This window comes from Nocardia yamanashiensis (assembly GCF_021183565.1).
Taxonomy (GTDB): domain Bacteria; phylum Actinomycetota; class Actinomycetes; order Mycobacteriales; family Mycobacteriaceae; genus Nocardia; species Nocardia yamanashiensis.
Genome location: NZ_CP089226.1, coordinates 7193661 through 7213245 on the forward strand (window position 1 = coordinate 7193661; position 19585 = coordinate 7213245).

Consider the following 19585-nt stretch of genomic DNA (forward strand, 5'->3'; position numbering starts at 1 on the left):
GTTCAGCTGGTCGGTCCCGCTATACGGGATCGCATTGGATGATCGTCTCGGGCGTGCCCACCGACATGAGCGCGCGTTTGGTGTCGGCGATCATCCGCGCCGACCCCGCGATCTGGATCTGCCGATCCGTCCACGCCCCGAAACTGGCCACCACCGCACCGAGATTACCGATCAACCGGCGGTGCATGCCGAACGGCGTGTCCGCGGGCGGATAGGGGTGCCACCACGGATTGGTCTCGTTCTCGCACACCGGCACCACGGTCAGCCACGGATTGGATTGCGAGAGCTGCCAGAGGTTTTCGACATCGTAGAGATCGCACGGATAGCGCCCGCCCACGAACAGGTGCACCCGCGGATTGATCCCGCGCCGCCCCATCTCGATCAGCTGGGCGCGCAGCGGCGCGATCCCGGTGCCGGAGCCGATCATCAGCACATCGCGGCGGCTGCTCAGATCCACGTGCAGCCCGCCCAGCGGCGCGGCGATCATCCACCGGTCGCCCACCTGCGTTTCGTTCACGATGGCCGGGCTCACCCAGCCGGTCCGCACTTTGCGCACGTGGAATTCGATCTCGCCGTACGGGTTGGTGGGAATCGCGGGCGACAGGTAGCGCCACATCTTGGGCCGCTGCGGAATGGCGATCGGCACGTACTGCCCGGCCAGATACGGGATCGGCGTATCGGACTGCAGGCGCACGATGGCCAGATCGTCCACTACCCGCCGGTGCCCGACCACCGTCGCCTCCCAGAAGGGTTGCGATTTGTCGGAATTCGCACCGATGGCCATCGAGGCCGAGATCAGGATGGTGATATCCCGCCAGCCCTCCTCCAGCCCGCGATTCCAGTGCGCCACCCCGTTGTAACTGCGGAACGCCGCCAGCAGCGCCCGCCCCGCGATGTCGTAATGCGCGGCCTCCACCCCGTATTTGCGGTGGTCGCGCGCGAGCTGCTCCAGGAATCGCTGTGCGCGGTCCCAGTTCTCCAGATTGTCGAGAACGAACTGGATCGCGGTGACCAACCGCTTGGGCTGCATATCCATGGCCGAGGGGAACAGCTCCCGCAAGGCCGGAATCTCCGCGAACAAATGGCCGTAGAACGCGCTGATCAGTCGTTCGGGCCCGTGTGGGGTCTCGACGACTGTCCGGAAGTTTGCGCGGACCAGCGCTGCCGTACGCGCATCCACGACGACGAACTTTCCTTCCTGTGCTGCTAGAGCGGGACGCGCCAGGTTTCCGGCGATCCTCCGCGTTCAGTATCCCTGAAAAAACGGTGGTCGCACGGATATAGCCAACGCCGATCGGTTTGCGTAACCCGGGGTTCAGATGACCAGGACCGTTTTGCCCCGCGCGCCGGGCGCGCCGACCACCTTGCCGGCCTCCGCGAGGGGCGGGGTGGCGTCGATGGGGATGACCAGTTCGCCCTTGGCCGCGAGGTCCAGCAGCCGCGCCAATTGTGCTGCGCCGCCACCGGATTCGAAATTACCACCGGAGATCCGGCGCGATTGCAGCAGCGTGTCGTCGGCCGCCCACACGGTGGAGTACAGCGCCCCGCCCTCACGCACGAGCATGGTCAGCTCGCGCAATTGGTCCGGTCCGTCGACCAGATCGAACAGCACATCCACCCCGCCCGGATGGGTGGCGCGCACCTGATCGGCGATGGTCGCCTCGTACCGCGCCGGCTCCGGGCTGTCCGACGCGGGCACCCGCACCCCGTAGTTGACCACCTCGGCCGCGCCCAGCCGGATCATCCGATCGGTGTCGTCGGGCCGGGCGGTGGCTATGACATTGCCACCCGCGGCGGCCACCAGCTGCACCAGGAAGGAACCGACCCCGCCCGCCGCGCCGACGATGAGCACCGACTGGCCCGCGACGATGCCCGCCGCGTCGACCAGATCGAGCGCGGTGATGGCCGCCGTGGGCAGCGCCGCCGCCTGCACCGCGGTCACCGCGTCCGGGACGGCCGCCACGGTGGAAGCCTCGGGCACCACGATGTATTCGGCCCAGGTGCCGTGCCCGATCGGCGGCACCAGGAACTTGCCGACCACGCGATCGCCGACCCGGAACCCGGTCACGCCGTCGCCGACTCCGGACACCTTCCCCGCGCCGTCCACGCCCGGGATCATCGGAAACTCGTACGGCACTTTGCCGTCCAGGAATCCGTCGATGAGCTTCTTGTCGAAGGGGTTCACGCCCGCCGCTTCCAGTGCGATCTGGATCTGCCCCGGTCCGGCCTGCGGTTTCGGCATTTCGGAGGGCTGGATCGGGCCGCCGAATTCGTTCACGACGATCGCGCGCATAGGGGCTGCTCCATTCGTTCGGGTAACCGGTACGGACGAGCTGAATGTGATGCGTCAACGAACGGTGTCATCCTAACGCGGCGCGTAGCGTGGACCTCGGTTCCCAGCCCACTGGCGGGACCGCCGGAAACTAGTCAGACTTGAGCGGAACAGACTCAACTCTCCCCGCGTTGCATGAGTAAACGACTAGTAGGAAGGTGCATGTGGACTCGTTCAATCCCACCACCAAGACCCAGGCGGCCCTGACCGCCGCACTGCAGGCGGCCTCCGCCGCGGGCAATCCGGAGATCCGTCCGGCGCACTTGCTGGTGGCGTTGCTGGATCAGACCGATGGCATCGCCGCTCCCTTGCTCAAGGCCGTCGGCACCGATCCCGCGACCGTGCGGGGCGAGGCCCAGGACATCGTCGACCGCCTGCCCCGGGCGAGCGGCCAGACCACCACCCCCAATCTCGGCCGCGAGGCCCTGGCCGCGGTGACCGCCGCCCAGCGCCTGGCCACCGAGATGGGCGACGAGTACGTCTCCACCGAGCACATGATGGTCGGTCTCGCGAGCGGCGATTCCGATGTGTCGCAACTGCTCCTGAAGTACGGCGCGACCGCCGACGCGCTGCGCGATGCGTTCACCACCGTGCGCGGCAACACCCGCGTCACCTCCGCCGATCCCGAGGGGCAGTACCAGGCGCTGGAGAAGTACTCCACCGACCTGACCGCCGCCGCGCGCGACGGCAAGCTGGACCCGGTCATCGGCCGCGATACCGAAATCCGGCGTGTCGTACAGGTGCTGAGCCGCCGCACCAAGAACAACCCGGTGCTGATCGGCGAGCCCGGCGTGGGCAAGACCGCCATCGTGGAGGGCCTGGCGCAGCGCATCGTGGCCGGTGACGTGCCGGAGTCGTTGCGCGGCAAGAAGCTGGTCTCGCTCGACCTGGGCGCGATGGTCGCCGGCGCGAAGTACCGCGGTGAGTTCGAGGAGCGGCTCAAGGCCGTGCTCGAGGAGATCAAAGACAGTGCGGGACAGATCATCACGTTCATCGACGAGCTGCACACCATCGTGGGCGCCGGCGCGACCGGTGAATCCGCCATGGACGCGGGCAATATGATCAAGCCCCTGCTGGCCCGCGGTGAACTGCGCCTGGTCGGCGCCACCACCCTGGACGAGTACCGCAAGCACATCGAGAAGGATCCGGCGCTGGAGCGCCGCTTCCAGCAGGTGCTGGTGGGCGAGCCGTCGGTGGAGGACACGGTCGGCATCCTGCGCGGGCTCAAGGAGCGGTACGAGGTGCACCACGGCGTGCGCATCACCGACTCCGCGCTGGTGGCCGCCGCGACCCTGTCGGATCGGTACATCACCTCGCGGTTCCTGCCGGACAAGGCCATCGACCTGGTGGACGAGTCGGCCTCGCGGCTGCGCATGGAGATCGATTCCCGCCCGGTCGAGATCGACCAGGTGGAGCGGGCCGTGCGGCGGCTCGAGATCGAGGAGATGGCGCTGGCCAAGGAGACCGACGAGGCCTCCAAGGCGCGGCTGGAGAAACTGCGCTCCGAGCTCGCCGACGATCGCGAGAAGCTCAACCAGTTGATGACCCGCTGGCAGAACGAGAAGCAGGCCATCGATTCGGTGCGCGGGCTCAAGGAGCAGTTCGAGGCGCTCAAGGGCGAGTCCGAGCGCGCCGAACGCGACGGCGACCTGGGCAAGGCGGCCGAGCTCCGGTACGGGCGAATCCCCAAGCTGGAGAAGGAACTCGCCGAGGCCGAGGCCAAGGCCAAGGGCGCGGCCGACGGTGACGTCATGCTCAAGGAGGAGGTCGGACCGGACGATATCGCCGAGGTGGTGTCGGCCTGGACCGGTGTCCCCGTGGGCAAGATGATGGAGGGCGAGACCCAGAAACTGCTCCGCATGGAGGAGGAACTGGGGCATCGCGTGGTCGGGCAGACCGAAGCCGTGCAAGCGGTTTCGGATGCGGTGCGCCGCGCCCGGGCCGGGGTCGCCGACCCCAACCGGCCGACCGGTTCCTTCATGTTCGTGGGTCCCACCGGTGTCGGTAAGACCGAGCTGGCGAAGGCCCTCGCCGACTTCCTGTTCGACGACGAGCGCGCCATGGTGCGCATCGACATGTCCGAGTACAGCGAAAAGCATTCGGTCGCACGGCTGGTCGGCGCGCCCCCCGGGTACGTCGGCTACGACCAGGGCGGTCAGCTCACCGAAGCGGTACGCCGCCGGCCCTACACCGTGGTGCTCTTCGACGAGATCGAGAAGGCGCATCCGGACGTGTTCGACATCCTCCTGCAGGTGCTCGACGAAGGCCGGTTGACCGACAGCCAGGGCCGGGCGGTGGACTTCCGCAACACCATCCTGATCCTGACCTCCAACCTCGGCGCGGGCGGTGACAAGGATTACGTGATGGCCGCGGTGCGCTCCGCGTTCAAGCCGGAATTCCTGAACCGCCTCGACGATGTGGTCATGTTCCACGCCCTGGACGAGGAGCAGTTGGAGCACATCGTGGACATCCAGCTGGACCAATTGCAGAAGCGGCTGTCCCAGCGCCGGCTGAAGCTGGACGTGTCCGATTCGGCCCGCTTCTGGCTGGCCGTGCGCGGGTACGACCCGGCCTACGGCGCGCGGCCGTTGCGGCGGCTCATCCAGCAGGCCATCGGCGACACCCTCGCCAAGGAACTGCTGGCGGGCGAGGTGCAGGATGGCGACACGGTGAAGGTCAATGTCAGCCCCGACGGTGACACGCTGATCGTCGGCCGGTAGTCGATCCGGCGATTCGCGCCCCGCCCGGGCTTCGGCTCGGGCGGGGCGTTTTCGCGTGCGGGCGCGAAATTCGCCGCCCGGAAATCCACACCGCTCGGTCGAGTTCGCGGCCCGCCCGGGTCCGGCCGCATACCCTGGAGGCCATGACTGATCCGAGCGATCCCTGGTCGCGGCGGCCCGATGGCAATCCGGTGGACGGTCCGACCGAGAAGGTCGGCAAGGCGCCCGGTCCGTTTGGGCACACCTCGGAACCCGGTGAGGCGTACGGATCGGCGGAGACCGTGAACTATCAGGCGCCGACCGAGTATTTCGGTCAGCCGCCCGGTCCCAACCCCACCCAGGTCTTCCCGCAGCACGATGCCGGCTGGGGCGCGTACGACAGCGGGACCGGGTATCCGCCCACGGCGACATACGAATCCGCGCAACCGGGCTACGGCGGCGGTCCGCTGCAGTATCCGCCCGCCCCGGGTGGTCCGGGCGGCTATCAGCCCGCGGGCTTCCCGCAGCAGCCCGGCCCGCAGCCGCCGAAGAAGAAGACCGGCCTGTGGATCGGGCTCGGCCTGGGCGCGATCCTGCTGGTCGCGCTGGTGGGCGTACTGGTGGGAGCCCTGCTCTCGGACAAGGATTCGGCGGACTCGACCGCATCCGGCGGCACCACCTCGAACAATCCGCTGATCATCGTGCCGACCAAGCCCGGCAGCGGCGGCACCTCCTCGCTGCCGCTGCCCAGCGGCATTCCGCAGATCCCGGGCCTCGGCGATATCGACGACCTGGGCGCGAACATGGGCACCATCGCGAGCAATGACGGCAAGACGCTCACCATCACGTCACTGTCGGGCACTACGGTGACCGTGAAAACCGATGACAAGACGCAGGTGATCTCGCTCGGCAGTACGAAGGTGGCCGATCTTCCGGTAGGTGAAATGGTGATGGTGCAGGGCGACAAGAACACTGACGGGTCGATCCAGGCCAAGATCATCATCAGTACTTCGCTGCCCGGCGGAACGCGGTGAGTAAAAAGGCTGGCGCAGCGGGCATTCAGTCCCTCGGCTGGATAGGGTAGGCGGCGATGACGGCAATATGGTTCGGGTTGGCGGCGATCGCGCTGGTGGGTGCGATCGTGCTGCTCTATTTCGATCGGCTGCAACGGCAGCGCACCGGGCACGTCCGGCAGGTCTGGGCGAAATCCCAGGGCTACACCTATGTTTCGGTGGAGCCCGCGCTCGCCTCCACCTGGCGGCGCGGCGCGCTGGCCAAGCTGGGGTACCTGTCCGCCGTGGACGTGGTGTCCGGAAACCGCAAGGGCGAGAAGTTCGTCCTGTTCGATCTGGAGGACGCCGCCACCCTGGTCGCGGTGCGCCGGCAGATCGGCTCGGACATCGATATCGACCTGCGGCTCAAGACCGCGGCCCCGCCCAAGGACCACGATCTGGAACTGCTGGGCGCCATCGGCGACCGGGTGGTGTTCGCCACCAATCCGGATATCGCCCGGCACGCGGTGGATCAGCGCATGGTGGCGTTCATCGAATCGCTGCCCGACACCGTGCAACAGCTGTGGTCCGAAGGCAATTGGACGCTCGGCATGCTGCCGGTCGGCGCCGTCGCCAAGGACTGGGAGATGGCCATCGACGCCGTGCTGCGGCTCTCCGGCCTGCTGCACGTGCTGCCCCCGGTCAACTCCGCCGATCGCGCCCGCGACGAGCTGCCCGAACCCGGCGGCCCGATATCGGTTTCGGACGACGAGGACTACGACGGCCACGACGAGTTCGGCGACTTCGGCGACGAACGCCCGCGCGCGGCGCGCGGTCCCGAACCCGAGGACGCCGCCGACGAATACGGCCCGCTGGTCAACGACATCGCGGGCGAGGACGCTGAGGAGCCCGAATCCTGGCGTCCCGCACTGAAAGTCGTCCCCGATCCGCGAAACCGCCCGCGTCGCAACTGGCCTCCCGCCCCCGAGGACGAGGAGGACCTGGACGACGAGGACCGCGATCGCCCCGCCCGCCCGCGCGGGGACGACTGGGACGAACGCGCCGAATGGCGGGACGAGGAACCCGAGGACGATCGCGAGCCCGAGGAGGGCTGGCGCAAGGATCAGGGCCGCAGCGCCCCGCCCGGCGGGCCCTTCCACCCGGGCTTCCGCCCGTACCAGGGACCCACGCCCCGGTGACCGGGAGCGTTCCGGCCGCCGCACTTTCCTCGAGTCATCGGGCCGCCCGCCGTCACGGCGGGCGGCCCGCTCTCGCCCGATCGAGCGGCCCCGGAACGCGGGGGCAGGATTCTCCGGCGATTGCGCGTGTATTCACCTCGGCGGTGCGCGCGAAGCACCAGAATGGGTGCGCAGTCTCGGTCATCGGCGACCGTGCCCGTGAGTCCCGAGTGATGGGTTGTCGATGACCGAGAGCTCTCCCGTTTCCCGCCTGCCCGGCGCGCACCGCCCGGTGGCCTTGGTCACCGGTCCCACCTCCGGCATCGGTCTGGGATACGCCTCGCGGCTGGCCTCGCTCGGCTACGACCTGGTGCTGGTGGCGCGCGACGAACAGCGGCTGGCGGCGCTGGCGCACGAGGTGGAGACCAGATACGGGGCGCGAGCGGAGATCATGCCCGCCGACCTCGCGAAAGACGAGGATCGGGAACGCGTCGCGGCTAGACTCGCCGCAGGTGTCGAATTTCTGGTCAACAATGCCGGTTTCGGTACTTCGGGCGAATTTTGGACTCTCGCACCGGAACTCCTACAGTCTCAACTGGATGTGAACGTCACCGCCGTCATGCGGCTCACCCACGCGGCCCTGCCGCCCATGCTGCACGCCGCCAACGGCACCATCGTGAACGTGGCCAGCATGGCCGGGCTCGTCGCGGGCAGGGGATCGACCTACTCGGCCTCCAAGGCGTACGTCGTATCCTTCTCGGAAGGGCTGGCAGGCGGGTTGGCCGGAACCGGAGTCCGGGTACAGGCACTGTGCCCCGGACTCGTGCGCACCGAATTCCACGAGCGCGCCGGACTCGCGACGGCCGGCATGCCCCGGCCGCTGTGGCTGGGCGTGGACGAAGTCGTGAACGGTTCATTGCACGATCTCGAGAAGAACCGGGTGATCAGTGTGCCCGGCCTGCAGTACAAAACGATCGCCGCGGTCACCGGACTGCTCCCGCGGTCCGTGCTGACCCGCCTCAACCAGGGCCTGTTCAACGCACGCGGAAGGACATGAACACAGCAATGCAGGTAACCACGACCGACCGGGACAGACTCGCCGAACTGGTACGCGAACTCGCCGTGGTACACGGCAAGGTCACCCTGTCCTCGGGCAAGGAAGCCGACTACTACGTGGATCTGCGCCGCGCCACCCTGCACCACGAGGCCGCGCCGCTGATCGGCAAGCTGCTCCGCGAACTGGTCGCGGACTGGGACTTCGAATCGGTCGGCGGGCTCACCATGGGCGCGGACCCGGTCGCGGCGGCCGTCATGCACGCGCCCGGCCGGCCGATCAATGCCTTCGTGGTCCGCAAGGCCGCCAAGTCGCACGGTATGCAGCGCCAGATCGAGGGCCCGGACATCGTGGGCAAACGGGTGCTCGTGGTGGAGGACACCACCACCACCGGCAACTCGCCGCTGACCGCCGTGCGCGCGCTGCGCGACGCCGGCGCGATCGTGGTCGGCGTGGCGACCGTGGTGGACCGGGAGACCGGCGCCGACGGCATCATCGCGGCCGAGGGTCTGGAATACCGGTCCATCCTGGGGCTCAAGGACCTTGCGCTGAGCTGAACTCGACGTAGCTGTGGGCTGAACTGGTCACCTGAGTTAGCCTGAGGTGGTCATATTCTTCGATGGTGAAGGGTCGTGTGAGTCACCTGTGGTGAGCATTGCAATCAATCAGGGTCATCAGAATGTTGCGATGCTCGGCATCGGCGCTTACCGGCCCCAGCGCCTGGTCAGCAACGCCGAGGTGTGCGAAACGCTGGACTCCACCCCCGAGTGGATCTTCGATCGCACCGGCATCAACAACCGGCGCTGGATCAGCGGCGACGAGACCCTGCGCAGCATGGCGGTGGCGGCCGGCGATCGCGCGCTGAACAACACCGGCATCGACCGGTCCAAGATCGGCGCGCTCATCCTGTGCACCTCCAGCTGGCTCAAGCTCACCCCGCACGGCGCGCCGACCGTCGCCGCCGACCTGGGCATGAACGGCATCCCCGCCTTCGACCTGACCTCGGGCTGCGGGGGTTTCGGCTACGGCCTGGGCGTGGCCGCCGATATGATCCGCTCCGGTTCGGCCGAGTACATCCTGGTCATCGGCGCCGAGACGATGACCGTGGGCCTGGATCCCACCGATCGCGGCACCGCCATGATCTTCGGTGACGGCGCGGGCGCGGTCGTGGTCGGTCCCGCCGAGGAGAACGGCATCTCGCCGACCGTATGGGGTTCCGACGGCGAGAACGCCGAGGCCATCGCGCAGGACGTGGACTTCCTGCAGTTCATGGAGAAGGCCCAGCGCCTGCAGGGCACCGATCCGGCCGTCGAACCGGTGGGCCGCATGTCGCTGCACATGGAGGGCCCCAAGGTCTTTCGCTGGGCCGCCGTCACGCTGCCGCGCGCGCTCTCGGGCGTGATCGAGAAGGCCGGCGTGGCCAAGGACGATATCGAGGTCTTCATCCCGCACCAGGCCAATGCCCGCATCAACGAGCTCATGAAGAAGAACCTCGGGCTCGCCGACGACATCCCGATGGCCAATGACATCGAGAACACCGGCAACACCTCGGCCGCCTCGATCCCGCTGGCCATGGAGGAGATGCTGGTGACCGGCAAGGCCAAGGGCGGACAGCTGGCGCTGCTGCTCGGCTTCGGCGCGGGCCTGTCCTACGCCGGCCAGATCGCCGTGCTGCCCCCGGCCCCGGCCGAACCCTCCTTCTGATGGCCCGCCCGTTCCGCGCCGCCTTCGTCGGCGCGGCGGCGGTGACGGTGTTCGGCGCCGTCACCGGCCGCGACAGCTTGCAGTGGGCCGCAAAGCCTTTGCTCATGCCGCTGCTGGCGGCCGACGTGGTGGCCAACGGGTCCGAGCTGGATCCGGTGGACCGCGGCGTCCTGCTCGGCGCGCTGACCGCCGCCACCGTCGGTGACGTGCTGCTCATCGAACCGGACAACGATCGCCGATTGGTCGCGGGCGCAACGTCTTTCGCGGTCATGCAGACCGGGTACTCGTGGCTGTGGTTCCGGCGCGGCGCCCGTCCGCGTGCTCAGGTGGCCGCCCCGCGGCTGGCCGCCTGGCTGGGCGCCGGTGCGCTGCTGCGGTTCCGGGCCCCCACGGTCGCCGCGCCCCTCACCGCCTACGGCGCGACACTGGGTACGGCCGCCACGCTGGCGTCCGATCCGGGGCTGGCGCCCGGTGCGAAGAACATCGCGGGCCTGAACTTTCCGGGTCGCGATCCGCGCACGCGGCTCGGCCTGGGCGCAACGCTGTTCACCCTGTCCGACGGCCTCATCGTGCTGCGCCGGATCTTCGCTCGCGGCGAGCGATCCCGGCGCGTCACCGAGGGCGTCATTCTGGGTACTTACGCTGCGGCCCAATACCTGCTGGCCGACCCGCGCGCGCATCGCTGATCAGTTGGTGCTGGTGACGGCGGTGGGATTCCAGTCGCCGTCCACGATCTGCTGATCGGGCCAGTAGGTGCGCAGGGTCAGGTTGAAGTCACCCGACGCGGGGGCGGGCAGCCAGTTGGCTTCCTTGTCCTGACCCGGGTTCTCGCGCTGAATGTAGATGTCGACCGACCCATCGGCATTCTTGGTCAGCCGGTCGCCGCGCACCGCGAAGCGGTTGATCGGGTTCTCGACGAAGAAGCCCTTGCCGTTGTACATGGTGACCGACCAGAAGCCGCGCACCGGCGGGATCTGATCGGCGTCGAAGTGCAGCACGTAGTTGCGGTCCGATTCGAGTTGCGCGTTCTTCTGGTCCACGTAGGTCACCGGGTAGATGGCATCCTGCGGCAGATTCGCGCCCAAGCCGAGGTAGGCGACGAGGGCACGGCTGCTGTAGTCGGTGCCGTAGTCGCCGATATCCTTGCGCTTCGTCTGCCAGCCGTTGACCGGGGTCTCGTGCGGCTTGGTTTCGATCTGGCTCAGGGCCTTCGGCCACGCCTGCTCCCAAGCGGCGGCGTCGGCGCTCGGCAGCTGGGACAGGTCGAGCTTCTTGTCCGGGCTCCAGCCGATTTTCGCCAGCTGCTCGAGCAGCGTCTGATCGCCGGGCCGGGGCTGGGTGTGCGAGAGGCTGGAGTAGTACAGGTCCCAGTATTGCTGCGGGGTCAGGTTGTGGATGTAGTCCGCGACCGGCTGCCGGGCCGGCCAATCCGGATGGATATCGGTGTTCTGCGGTGCGGTGTAAGGCTTTCCGTACGAGCTGAGCGGTACGACGCTCGTCTTCTCCTGCAGGGCAATCACATTCGGCACGTCGTCCGGTCCGTCGACCGAGACGCGCCCGATCATCCAGCCGGCGTCGGTGGGCAGCCGGTACTCGTGCACGCCGGCGGGCAGGGTGCCCTGCCAATGCGGGCCGACGATCGCGAATTCGTAGCCCTTGCCGGCGTCGGGAATGGTGCGGGAGCCGGGAGCGCCGTCGACATTGGTCCACATATCCAGCACCGGGAACAGGTGGTAGCGGTCGCCCATGGCGGGCACGGTGACCACCAGCGGTTCGGCGGCCACGTCGAAGAGCATCGAAGTGTAGAGGGTATCGACATTGGGTTTCACCACCGCGGTGAAATCGGCATCGGGCAGGAAGGCCAAGGGCGCCAACTGATTCAGCGGCGCCATGCCCTTCGTCGGGTCCGGGGCGGCGACGTTCGTCATCATTCGCCGGGTGAGCTCCACCGAGACCAGCGGATAGGTGTAGACGTAAGCGTTCACCATCGCTTCGTCGCTATTGCCGGATGCGGCAGGGGTGGTGGTGGACTTGGTGTCCGAGGAATCCGACGAGCAGGCCGCCGCGGCGGCGGCCACGGCGAGTATCGCGAGCAGCGCGATCGCGGTGCGGGCGTGCGCGAACTTCGATGATCTTGCCAACGCATCCTCCATCAGTTGGTTTCGCCGGAGTGCGACGTGAATCAGCTCACGTATAGCTAATTCTCAGCAAGGCTAGCGTCGGATTGATGAACGACGATTCAATCAATGAAATATTGGCGTGTCAGACCAGTGTTTCGAGGATGGGCAGGGCCTCTGGCGAGTGTGACCACCAGTCGGTATGACCGAGGAAATAGTCCTCGTAGGCAATTTCGGCATTCTTCTGGTTACCGCCGGGAACGACACTCAGGAAGTAGTCGATCTCGGAGAGTTCGTATTCGGCGTGCACCAGCGGCAGCAGGGCGGGCAGGGCGCGGCGCTCCGGTGCGGTGAGGGGACGCACGCGTTCGTACGCTTCCAGCAGGGCGCGCACCTGGTCGGCCCGGACGTGCGCGGGACCGCCGTCGCGAATCGAAATCCAGTCCACGGCACAGCGTTCGACGGCGATGGCCAGGTCGTGCACGGCGGTGGTGCGATCGCACAGCCCGAAGTCGATGACGGCCGACACCTCCGCCGGTGCGGGTGGCGCGGCGGCCGGTCCCGAGCCGTCCTGGTTCGTGCGTTGTTCGCGCCACAGCAGATTGGTGCCGTGCCAATCATTGTGCGTCCACAGCGGTTTCAGGTCGGCGAGCAGCGGAAACAGGCGGTCGTGGGCCGGGAGCTGCACGCGCTCCATCTCCGCCCGCCAGTCCCGGGCGGCCAGAAAGGCGGCGAGAGCCGGACGTTCGGCGGCCCGATCCGCCACCGCCGCAAGGGGATCCACGGCGGCGAAGATCGAGAAACCACCGAGCAGCGGGCGCGGCGGCCGGGCCGGGGCATCGTATCCGGCGGCCGCCAGGTGCAGCCGGGCCAGCATGCGACCGGCCGCCGCCGCGTCGCCGGTCGAGAGGTAGGGCGACCAGGAGAAGACGCCCGCGTACCGGTCCTCGCCGTCGCCGAATTCCTGTACCTCGTAGGTGAATTCACCGAATTCGGTGGTGCGCGGCACGGCGGGGACCGGGATGCCGCGGGCGCGCAGGTGGTCCATGAACCGGTGCTCTTCACCCAGCGCCGCCGCATCGCGCAGGGTGCGGGGCAGGCGTTTGACGATGACCGCGCGCCCGTCCGGCAGCCGCACCCGCGCCGTCGCCGACAGCGGGCGCGGGCTGCGCCATTCGATGACCGCGTCCGCGCCGACCACCTCATCCACTTCCGTGGAAGTCAATGGCGGCCAATCGGGTTCGACCAGCGGGTCGTGGCCCATGCCGTAGACGCGGCCATCGGTCATGGGCGGGTCAGACCTCCCGGCGGCGTCCGGCGACCACGAGTATCGAGGTCACCAGGGCCGCCGACAGGAAGGCGAACAGGGAGGCGGAGGTCCACCAACCCGGATGGAATCCGATGGCGTCCTGCGCCTTCGTCCAGAAGTCCGCCCACCAGCTGATCGAACCCGGATTGCACAGTTGGTACACCACGAACCCGATCGCCCACGGCAGCAACATGATCGGCCGGGCCGGGGAGTTCTGATCGAGGTCCCAGAAGCCGCGCCCGCGCCCCAGGAAATAGTCAACGATGAGCACGGCGCTCAAGGGCACGAACACCGAGCCGATCAGGTACAGGAAGTTGGCGTAGGAGCTGAAATCGTGGACCGGCAGTGCCAGCAGTGTGACGGCGACACCCACCAGCCCGGCCAGGATGCGGCGGTCCACGCGCGGCAGCAGGTTCTGGATGGACATGGCGGTCGAATAGATATTGGCGAAGGACTGATCCGTCTCGCGCAGCACCAATACGGCGAAGAACGCCCAGCCCGCGGTCACGCCCAGGAAGGTGTCGAAGATCTTGTCGGGGTCACCGCCGGCCTGCAGGATGGCGATGATGCCGAGCAGATAGCACCAGCCCTGGCCCACCGAGTAGCCGAGCACGGTGGCCCCGGCGGCGGACTTCACCGAACGCGAATGCCGGGTGTAATCGGCGGCCAGCGGCACGAACGACACGGACACGGCGAGCGCGCTGTCCACGGCGGGGAAGAATCCGCTCCAGCTGGTGCCGGGCATTTCCGGAACCGGTTGCCGCAGTAGCTGAATCGTGAAATACACCAGCGCGATGCCGACCGCTACGGTCACGTACTTGCGCAGAATGTGCAGCACCCGCAGCGGCCAGATGGCCATGACGGTCGAGAGCAGACCCGCCGCGATGATGACCAGCCCGTGCGGGACCTTGCCGTCGGTGAGCGCCGAGACGCCGAGCGCGATGACGGTCAGCTCGAACACGCCCCAGCCGATGCACTGCACGATATTGGCGGCGGTCGGCAGGTAGGACAGCTTCGTCCCGAACAATCCGCGCAGCACCGCCATGGCGGGCGCACCGGTGCGCGCACCGACGGCTCCGGCTCCGGCGACCATCAGAATGCCGACGACCGTGCCGACCGCGGTCGCCAGCAACGCCGCCGCGATCGACAGCGGCGGGTGCCCGACCGGCATCAGTACGGCCGCCGCACCGCTGAACCCGAGCAGGCTGACCCCGATATTCAGCCAGAATGCCGATTGATCGCTGAAGCTCAGCGTCCGCGGCGGCTCGGTGTCGAGCAGCAGCGGGGCTTCCTTGCGCTCGTCGGGTGTCACATCGGCAGTGCTCATGAGCTGTGATGCTACGGCGCGGACCGGACGAAACGGGCGGTCCCTTCCCTTCGGTCCCGGGTGTGCCCGCCGCGCGGTAGCGCGGCGGGCACGAGGTTTTTCGGAGCGGATCAGAGGCAGATGATGATGCGGCGGCGGTCGGCGGGGTCCACGCGAATCGAAATCGTCTTGCCCACGCCGATTTTCGGGCGCGCCACCGGTTCCAGGTCGAAGACGACGCTGCCGTGGTACGTCTCCGACCCCGGCACCACGAGTTCCAGATCCAGCTCGGTCAGCTCGGTCCAATGGTCGGTCGGGCTCAGCGGGTGCACGCCCTCGATGTTCGCCCACCCCTCCAGCCCGTGCCGCAGCAGTTTCCGGTCCGCCCGCGACGGCCGCTGCGCCAGCAGCATCCCGATGCCGAGGAAGCTTCCGAACAGCCCGACCAGGGCAATGCACTGATAGGGCACCGTGCCGGGCGGGCTGTGCTGAACGACGAATCCGAGCCAGAGCCCGAGAGCTATGAGGTACGCGGCGGTGACGCCGAGAATCGTATGGAGCATGCGCCGGTGGTCCATGACAACCTCCACCACGGCTTTTCGGAACTCCAGTTTAGTCCGGAATGCGCAGCGCCGTGAGCGCATCCAGATCGAGATCGAGTTCCATTCCGGCCAATTCGAGCCGCGCGCGCCCGCTTTGGACGCCGGTCACCTCGTAGTAATCCTCGCGCAGCCGATGCGTGGTGATGCGGACCGGATCGTCGGGGTCGATCAGCCAGTACTGCTCGATCCCGACCGCCGCGTACTCGACCAGTTTCATGATGCGGTCGGTGCGCCGCGAGCCCGGCGCCACGATCTCGATGGCCGCCAGCACATCCGCCGGCGCCACCCGCGCCGGATGCGTCGCCCCGGCCGTACCCCCGACGACCAGCAGGTCCGGGGTGCGCACCGTCGGCGGCGTGCCCTCGTCGATCAGCAATTCCACCCGGGCCAGCGCCGCCACCCGGCGCGGCAGCGAGGGTTCCAGCTGTGCCGCCAGCCGCCACACCGCGAGCTGATGCCGCGGCGGCTGCGGCGCCACCACCAGCACCCCGTCCACCAATTCCCGGCAGAGCCGGTTGTCGGCCGGTAGCTGGGACCACTCCGCCAGCGTCAATAGGTGATCAGGCCAGGACGCAACCGTTTTCCGGGCTTCCGCGGAGCTGGACCTACGCATGCGCCCAGTCTTCCACGCCCGGCAACCGCACAGCGATGTTTCAACTCTTCAACCGCAGAACGGCGAGTACCCGCCGATGGTGCGCGTCCGACGGCGGCAGGTCCAGTTTGGTGAAGATATTGCCGATGTGCTTCTCCACCGCGCGTTCGGTGACCGTGAGCGCTTGCGCGATAGCCGAATTGGACAACCCCTGCGCCATGGCCTCCAGCACCTCGCGTTCGCGCGGGGTGAGGCGGGCCAGCGAATCCTGTTGCCGGGAAGCGCCCATCAACTGGCTCACCACCTCCGGATCGAGCGCGGTGCCGCCGGTGGCGACGCGCTGCAGGGCGTCCACGAAATCGCCCACATCGGCGACCCGGTCCTTGAGCAGGTACCCGACGCCGCCCGCGCCGGACGCGAGCAGCTCGGTGGCATAACGGGTTTCGATCCACTGCGAGAACACCAGCACGCCGGTCTCGGGGTGGCTGCGGCGCAGGGCCAGCGCCGCCAGCAAACCCTCGTCGGTGAAGGTCGGCGGCATCCGCACGTCCACCACCGCCACATCCGGTCGCTGCGCGCCCACCACATCGGACAGTCCGGACGCATCGCCCACGGTCGCCACGACTTGGTGGCCGCGCTCGGTGAGCAGGGCGGTCAGGCCGTCCCGCAGAATCGCATTGTCCTCGGCGATCACCACGCGCAGCGGAGCGCTCGTAGCGGGATTCACCGTGTCCTCCATTCCCATCGGCCGTTCACAGCGGCCCCGCGATCGGCAAAGTCATGGTGACCACGGTCGGCCCGCCGGCCGGACTGTCCACCAGCAGATAGCCGTCCACCGAGCGCGCCCGCGCCGCCAGCCCCGAAAGCCCGCCCGCCACAACGGTTTCCCGGGTGCCCGCGACCGGTTGCAGAGCGCCGCCGTGCCCGTTGTCGCGCACGCTCACCGCCAGCGAGCCCGCGCCGGTGGGCAGCACAGACACCCAGATCCGATTGGCTCCAGCGTGTTTCACCACATTGGTCAGCAGCTCCGCCACCGAGAAGTAGGCGATGGCCTCGATCGCGGGGCTCGGCCGGTGCGGCAGGAAGACCCGCAGCTCCACCGGAATCGAGCACCGTGCGGCGAGGGTCTCCAAGGCCGGCTCCAGCCCGAGTTCCAGTGCGGGCGGATGGATTCCGCGCACCAGCTCACGCAGTTCGGTCAGCGCTTCCTTGGAGCTGGCCCGCGCATCGGCGATCAGATCTCGTGCGTCGCCGCCGGCCGCCAGCCGCTCCTCGGCCCGCCCCAACGCCATGGCGATGGTGACCAGCCGAGCCTGCGTGCCGTCGTGCAGATCGCGTTCCAGTCGCCGCAGGGTGGCGGCGGAATCGTCCACGGCGGCCCGGCGGCTCTCCCGCAGTTCGGTGATCTGCAGGTCGCGGTTGGTCGGTCCGAGCAGCGTGGCCGTCAGCCAGCCCTGGACCAGGCACACCGCCCGAACCACCCACGGCATCAGCCACAGCGTGATCCACCCGAGCAGCGAGAAGGCGATCACCTTCGGCCAGGTATCGATGAACACGTCCCCGAACTGGGCGAGCGCGTGATGCTCCACCCCGTCCGCGTCCACCTGGCTCGGATAGCCGATGGCCCACGCGATCGGGGACAACGCCGTGAACGCCGCCACCAGCATGGCCATCAGCACCACGTAGCCGGTGAACAGCGCGATCAAGACCTGCGTGGCCAGGAATACCAGTGCCCGCCATGCGGTCCGATCGGTGAACGCGCTCTTGAAGAACCCGATCAGCCCGGTCGACCGGAACGGCGGCGGCGCGGCCACCGCCCGCCCCAGCAATGTCCGTGCCAGCCCCCGATACACCGTCCCCCACACGCGTCCGCCCAGTAGCACCAGCGCCACCACCGGAATCCCGATGAGGAAGATCGAAAGATAAAGCCCCCCACCCCAACCCAGGAACAGATAGGCGGCCGCCATGCCGCCCAGCACGAAAGTGCAGACCAGATAGGCGAATTCCTTCCACGTCCGAGCCCGGAACGGCGCCGTCAGCATCGCCTTCGCCACCACCGCCGTCCGCTCCGCAGGTGTCACCGCATCCGCGAACCCCGCAGCGCCGGAACCGGGGAACCCACCCGTGCCGAACTCTCCGCCACCACCCGTGCCGAACTCTCCGCCACCGGGCGTGCCGAACTCTCCGCCACCGGGCGCGCCGAACTCTCCGCCACCGGGCGCGCCGAAATCTCCGCCACCGGGCGCGCCGAAATCTCCGCCACCCGTCGCGCCGAAATCTGCACCACCCGGCGCGCCGAACCCTGGCGCACCCACCGCCGGCTCGAAGCCCGCCCACTCCGAACTGTCCACGTCGGGTGTCGCGTCCAGCACCTTCGTCGCTGTCGGCCCAGGTAGCGCACCGCCTTCTGCCCCGCCCAGCACCCGTGTCGGCATCGGCCCCGCAGCTGCCGACGGCTGCCCACCCGGCGGCGTCCCGTACCCGAGCGCCATCGTCGGCTGATACTCGGACCGTGCGCCCGGATCCAACGCGAGGGTCGGATTGCCGCCCACCCCCGCTGTCCCGTGCCCGGATCTCGAACCGCCGCCCCACGGGTTCGGCGCGAGCTCGGCGGCCGGATCGGTCCCGCGCGATACCGCTTCGAGTGCGCGGGGCTGATCGATCGGCGCTGCCGAGTCGACGGTGCGGGTGTCGTTCGCGGCGGTCGCTGGGTCGAGTGCGCGGGTGTCGTTCGTAGCGGTCGCTGGGTCGAGTGTGCGGGTGTCGTTCGTAGCGGTCGCTGGGTCGAGTGTGCGGGTGTCGTTCGCAGCGGTCGCTGGGTCGAGTGTGCGGGTGTCGTTCGCAGCGGTCGCTGGGTCGAGTGTGCGGGTGTCGTTCACAGACGCCGCCGGGGCGAGTTCGCGGGTCGGTTGATCGCCCCGGCTCGCGGACTTCCCGCGGTCCAGGGTGGGTCGGTCGGCCGCAGGGCTGGGGTTTTCCGCCGGTTCGGTCATGTCTCCCATCGTCTTCACCGTACGTCCCGCCCGCGATGGGGCAGCCCGGCGAATCGAGGGTGTGGCTAGCCCCACCCCGGGCGCGCGGCATCGCCCGGGGCGACTTTCCGGTCGCGACCGGGCCGTGCTCCGCGCCGTACCCGAACGCGATTCCCGTTCCGGTCCTCGGCGTCACGAACTCGGTGCGCCGCCCGTCACGTGGTCCGGCGGCTCGGCGCCGCGGCCGCCGCGCTCGGTCCGGCGCCGACGCTGCTCGCCGCGTCGTCCTCGCCCCCTTGCTCGGTCCGGCGTCTGCGGTGCTCGCCGCGCCGTCCACGCTCGCGGGAGCGGGCCCGGGACCTAGCATCGTGTGCATGACGTTCGAATCGTCTCCGCCGGAGGTCCCGCCGCCGGGCTACGGGCAGGTGCCCGGGTACTACCCGCCGCCGCCGGATCATCCGCAAGCCACCGTCGTGCTGGTGCTCGGCATTCTGAGCTTGATGTTCTGCCAGCTGCTGGGCCCGGTCGCCTGGGTGATGGGGCGGCGGGCGCGGGACGAGATCGACCAATCGCGGGGTGCGATGGGCGGGCGCGGCATGGTGATGGCGGGGTACGTGTGCGGCATCGTCGCCACGGTCCTGCTGGTGCTCACGGTCGTCGTGGTGGCCTTCGCGCTGGTGATCATGCTGGTGGCCGGTTCGACCCCGAACTGACGCCACTACCATGAC

At 68.6% G+C, this 19585-nt stretch carries 17 protein-coding genes; 8 read left to right on the forward strand and 9 right to left on the reverse strand.

Annotated features, from left to right (window positions below):
• Positions 1-19 precede the first annotated feature (19 nt).
• The gene (locus LTV02_RS33120) at positions 20-1180 is read right to left on the reverse strand and encodes an FAD-binding oxidoreductase (RefSeq protein WP_067722339.1); all 1161 of its coding nucleotides are present in this window, start codon (positions 1178-1180) and stop codon (positions 20-22) included.
• 135 nt (positions 1181-1315) lie between these two features.
• Positions 1316-2293 (reverse strand): NADP-dependent oxidoreductase, encoded by a 978-nt coding sequence (locus tag LTV02_RS33125; RefSeq protein WP_233035577.1) that lies wholly within the window; start codon positions 2291-2293, stop codon positions 1316-1318.
• 203 nt (positions 2294-2496) lie between these two features.
• Here LTV02_RS33125 and clpB point away from each other — a divergent pair, with 203 nt between their 5' ends.
• The 7 genes from clpB (at position 2497) to LTV02_RS33160 (ending at position 10645) form a co-directional block, all read left to right on the forward strand.
• Positions 2497-5052, forward strand: coding sequence for an ATP-dependent chaperone ClpB (gene clpB / locus LTV02_RS33130; protein WP_233035578.1), 2556 nt, complete (start codon positions 2497-2499; stop codon positions 5050-5052).
• Between the two features lie 143 nt (positions 5053-5195).
• The gene (locus tag LTV02_RS33135) at positions 5196-6065 is read left to right on the forward strand and encodes a DUF5666 domain-containing protein (RefSeq protein ID WP_233035579.1); all 870 of its coding nucleotides are present in this window, start codon (positions 5196-5198) and stop codon (positions 6063-6065) included.
• A 56-nt stretch (positions 6066-6121) separates the two neighbouring features.
• Complete coding sequence (locus LTV02_RS39530) at positions 6122-7222, forward strand: type III secretion system chaperone family protein (RefSeq protein WP_067722347.1); 1101 nt, start codon at positions 6122-6124, stop codon at positions 7220-7222.
• A gap of 223 nt (positions 7223-7445) precedes the next feature.
• Positions 7446-8258 carry an SDR family NAD(P)-dependent oxidoreductase gene (locus LTV02_RS33145; RefSeq protein WP_233035580.1) on the forward strand — a complete coding sequence of 271 codons (813 nt, stop codon included), beginning with the start codon at positions 7446-7448 and terminating at the stop codon, positions 8256-8258.
• Positions 8259-8266: 8 nt separating this feature from the next.
• The gene (gene pyrE, locus LTV02_RS33150) at positions 8267-8812 is read left to right on the forward strand and encodes an orotate phosphoribosyltransferase (RefSeq protein WP_067722351.1); all 546 of its coding nucleotides are present in this window, start codon (positions 8267-8269) and stop codon (positions 8810-8812) included.
• Positions 8813-8900: 88 nt separating this feature from the next.
• Positions 8901-9959, forward strand: a complete 1059-nt coding sequence (locus LTV02_RS33155) for a beta-ketoacyl-ACP synthase 3 (protein WP_067722353.1) — start codon at positions 8901-8903, stop codon at positions 9957-9959.
• Positions 9959-10645 (forward strand): lysoplasmalogenase family protein, encoded by a 687-nt coding sequence (locus tag LTV02_RS33160; protein WP_233035581.1) that lies wholly within the window; start codon positions 9959-9961, stop codon positions 10643-10645. The genes LTV02_RS33155 and LTV02_RS33160 overlap by 1 nt, the downstream gene beginning before the upstream one ends.
• On the opposite strand, the gene LTV02_RS33165 is transcribed toward LTV02_RS33160, so the two are convergent.
• From LTV02_RS33165 to LTV02_RS33195, 7 genes are all read right to left on the reverse strand, one after another.
• Complete coding sequence (locus LTV02_RS33165) at positions 10646-12100, reverse strand: DUF1254 domain-containing protein (protein WP_233035582.1); 1455 nt, start codon at positions 12098-12100, stop codon at positions 10646-10648.
• Between the two features lie 121 nt (positions 12101-12221).
• Entirely contained in the window at positions 12222-13364 is a 1143-nt protein-coding gene (locus LTV02_RS33170; RefSeq protein WP_233035583.1) for a phosphotransferase enzyme family protein, read from the reverse strand.
• 7 nt (positions 13365-13371) lie between these two features.
• Positions 13372-14712: a purine-cytosine permease family protein gene (locus LTV02_RS33175; protein ID WP_233035584.1), complete on the reverse strand. Its 1341-nt coding sequence runs from the start codon at positions 14710-14712 to the stop codon at positions 13372-13374.
• Positions 14713-14822: 110 nt separating this feature from the next.
• A complete protein-coding gene (locus LTV02_RS33180; RefSeq protein WP_067722363.1) occupies positions 14823-15269 on the reverse strand; it encodes a hypothetical protein in 447 nt (148 codons plus the stop codon).
• Between the two features lie 34 nt (positions 15270-15303).
• Entirely contained in the window at positions 15304-15906 is a 603-nt protein-coding gene (locus LTV02_RS33185) for a Uma2 family endonuclease (RefSeq protein WP_233035585.1), read from the reverse strand.
• A gap of 40 nt (positions 15907-15946) precedes the next feature.
• Entirely contained in the window at positions 15947-16588 is a 642-nt protein-coding gene (locus LTV02_RS33190) for a response regulator transcription factor (RefSeq protein ID WP_332909605.1), read from the reverse strand.
• Between the two features lie 49 nt (positions 16589-16637).
• Entirely contained in the window at positions 16638-18887 is a 2250-nt protein-coding gene (locus tag LTV02_RS33195; RefSeq protein ID WP_233035587.1) for a sensor histidine kinase, read from the reverse strand.
• 344 nt (positions 18888-19231) lie between these two features.
• Between LTV02_RS33195 and LTV02_RS33200 the strand changes: the two genes are divergently transcribed.
• Positions 19232-19570, forward strand: coding sequence for a DUF4190 domain-containing protein (locus LTV02_RS33200; protein WP_233035588.1), 339 nt, complete (start codon positions 19232-19234; stop codon positions 19568-19570).
• Positions 19571-19585 lie beyond the last annotated feature (15 nt).

Bases quoted from the DNA above. Each gene is read 5' to 3' on its own strand.
- pyrE (WP_067722351.1), top strand. From the start codon at position 8,267: ATGCAGGTAACCACGACCGACCGGGACAGACTCGCCGAACTGGTACGC.
- LTV02_RS33185 (WP_233035585.1), bottom strand. From the start codon at position 15,906: ATGCGTAGGTCCAGCTCCGCGGAAGCCCGGAAAACGGTTGCGTCCTGG.
- LTV02_RS33170 (WP_233035583.1), bottom strand. From the start codon at position 13,364: ATGACCGATGGCCGCGTCTACGGCATGGGCCACGACCCGCTGGTCGAA.
- LTV02_RS33175 (WP_233035584.1), bottom strand. From the start codon at position 14,712: ATGAGCACTGCCGATGTGACACCCGACGAGCGCAAGGAAGCCCCGCTG.
- LTV02_RS33180 (WP_067722363.1), bottom strand. From the start codon at position 15,269: ATGGACCACCGGCGCATGCTCCATACGATTCTCGGCGTCACCGCCGCG.
- LTV02_RS33125 (WP_233035577.1), bottom strand. From the start codon at position 2,293: ATGCGCGCGATCGTCGTGAACGAATTCGGCGGCCCGATCCAGCCCTCC.
- LTV02_RS39530 (WP_067722347.1), top strand. From the start codon at position 6,122: ATGACGGCAATATGGTTCGGGTTGGCGGCGATCGCGCTGGTGGGTGCG.
- LTV02_RS33200 (WP_233035588.1), top strand. From the start codon at position 19,232: ATGACGTTCGAATCGTCTCCGCCGGAGGTCCCGCCGCCGGGCTACGGG.
- LTV02_RS33135 (WP_233035579.1), top strand. From the start codon at position 5,196: ATGACTGATCCGAGCGATCCCTGGTCGCGGCGGCCCGATGGCAATCCG.
- LTV02_RS33160 (WP_233035581.1), top strand. From the start codon at position 9,959: ATGGCCCGCCCGTTCCGCGCCGCCTTCGTCGGCGCGGCGGCGGTGACG.
- LTV02_RS33145 (WP_233035580.1), top strand. From the start codon at position 7,446: ATGACCGAGAGCTCTCCCGTTTCCCGCCTGCCCGGCGCGCACCGCCCG.
- LTV02_RS33195 (WP_233035587.1), bottom strand. From the start codon at position 18,887: ATGGGAGACATGACCGAACCGGCGGAAAACCCCAGCCCTGCGGCCGAC.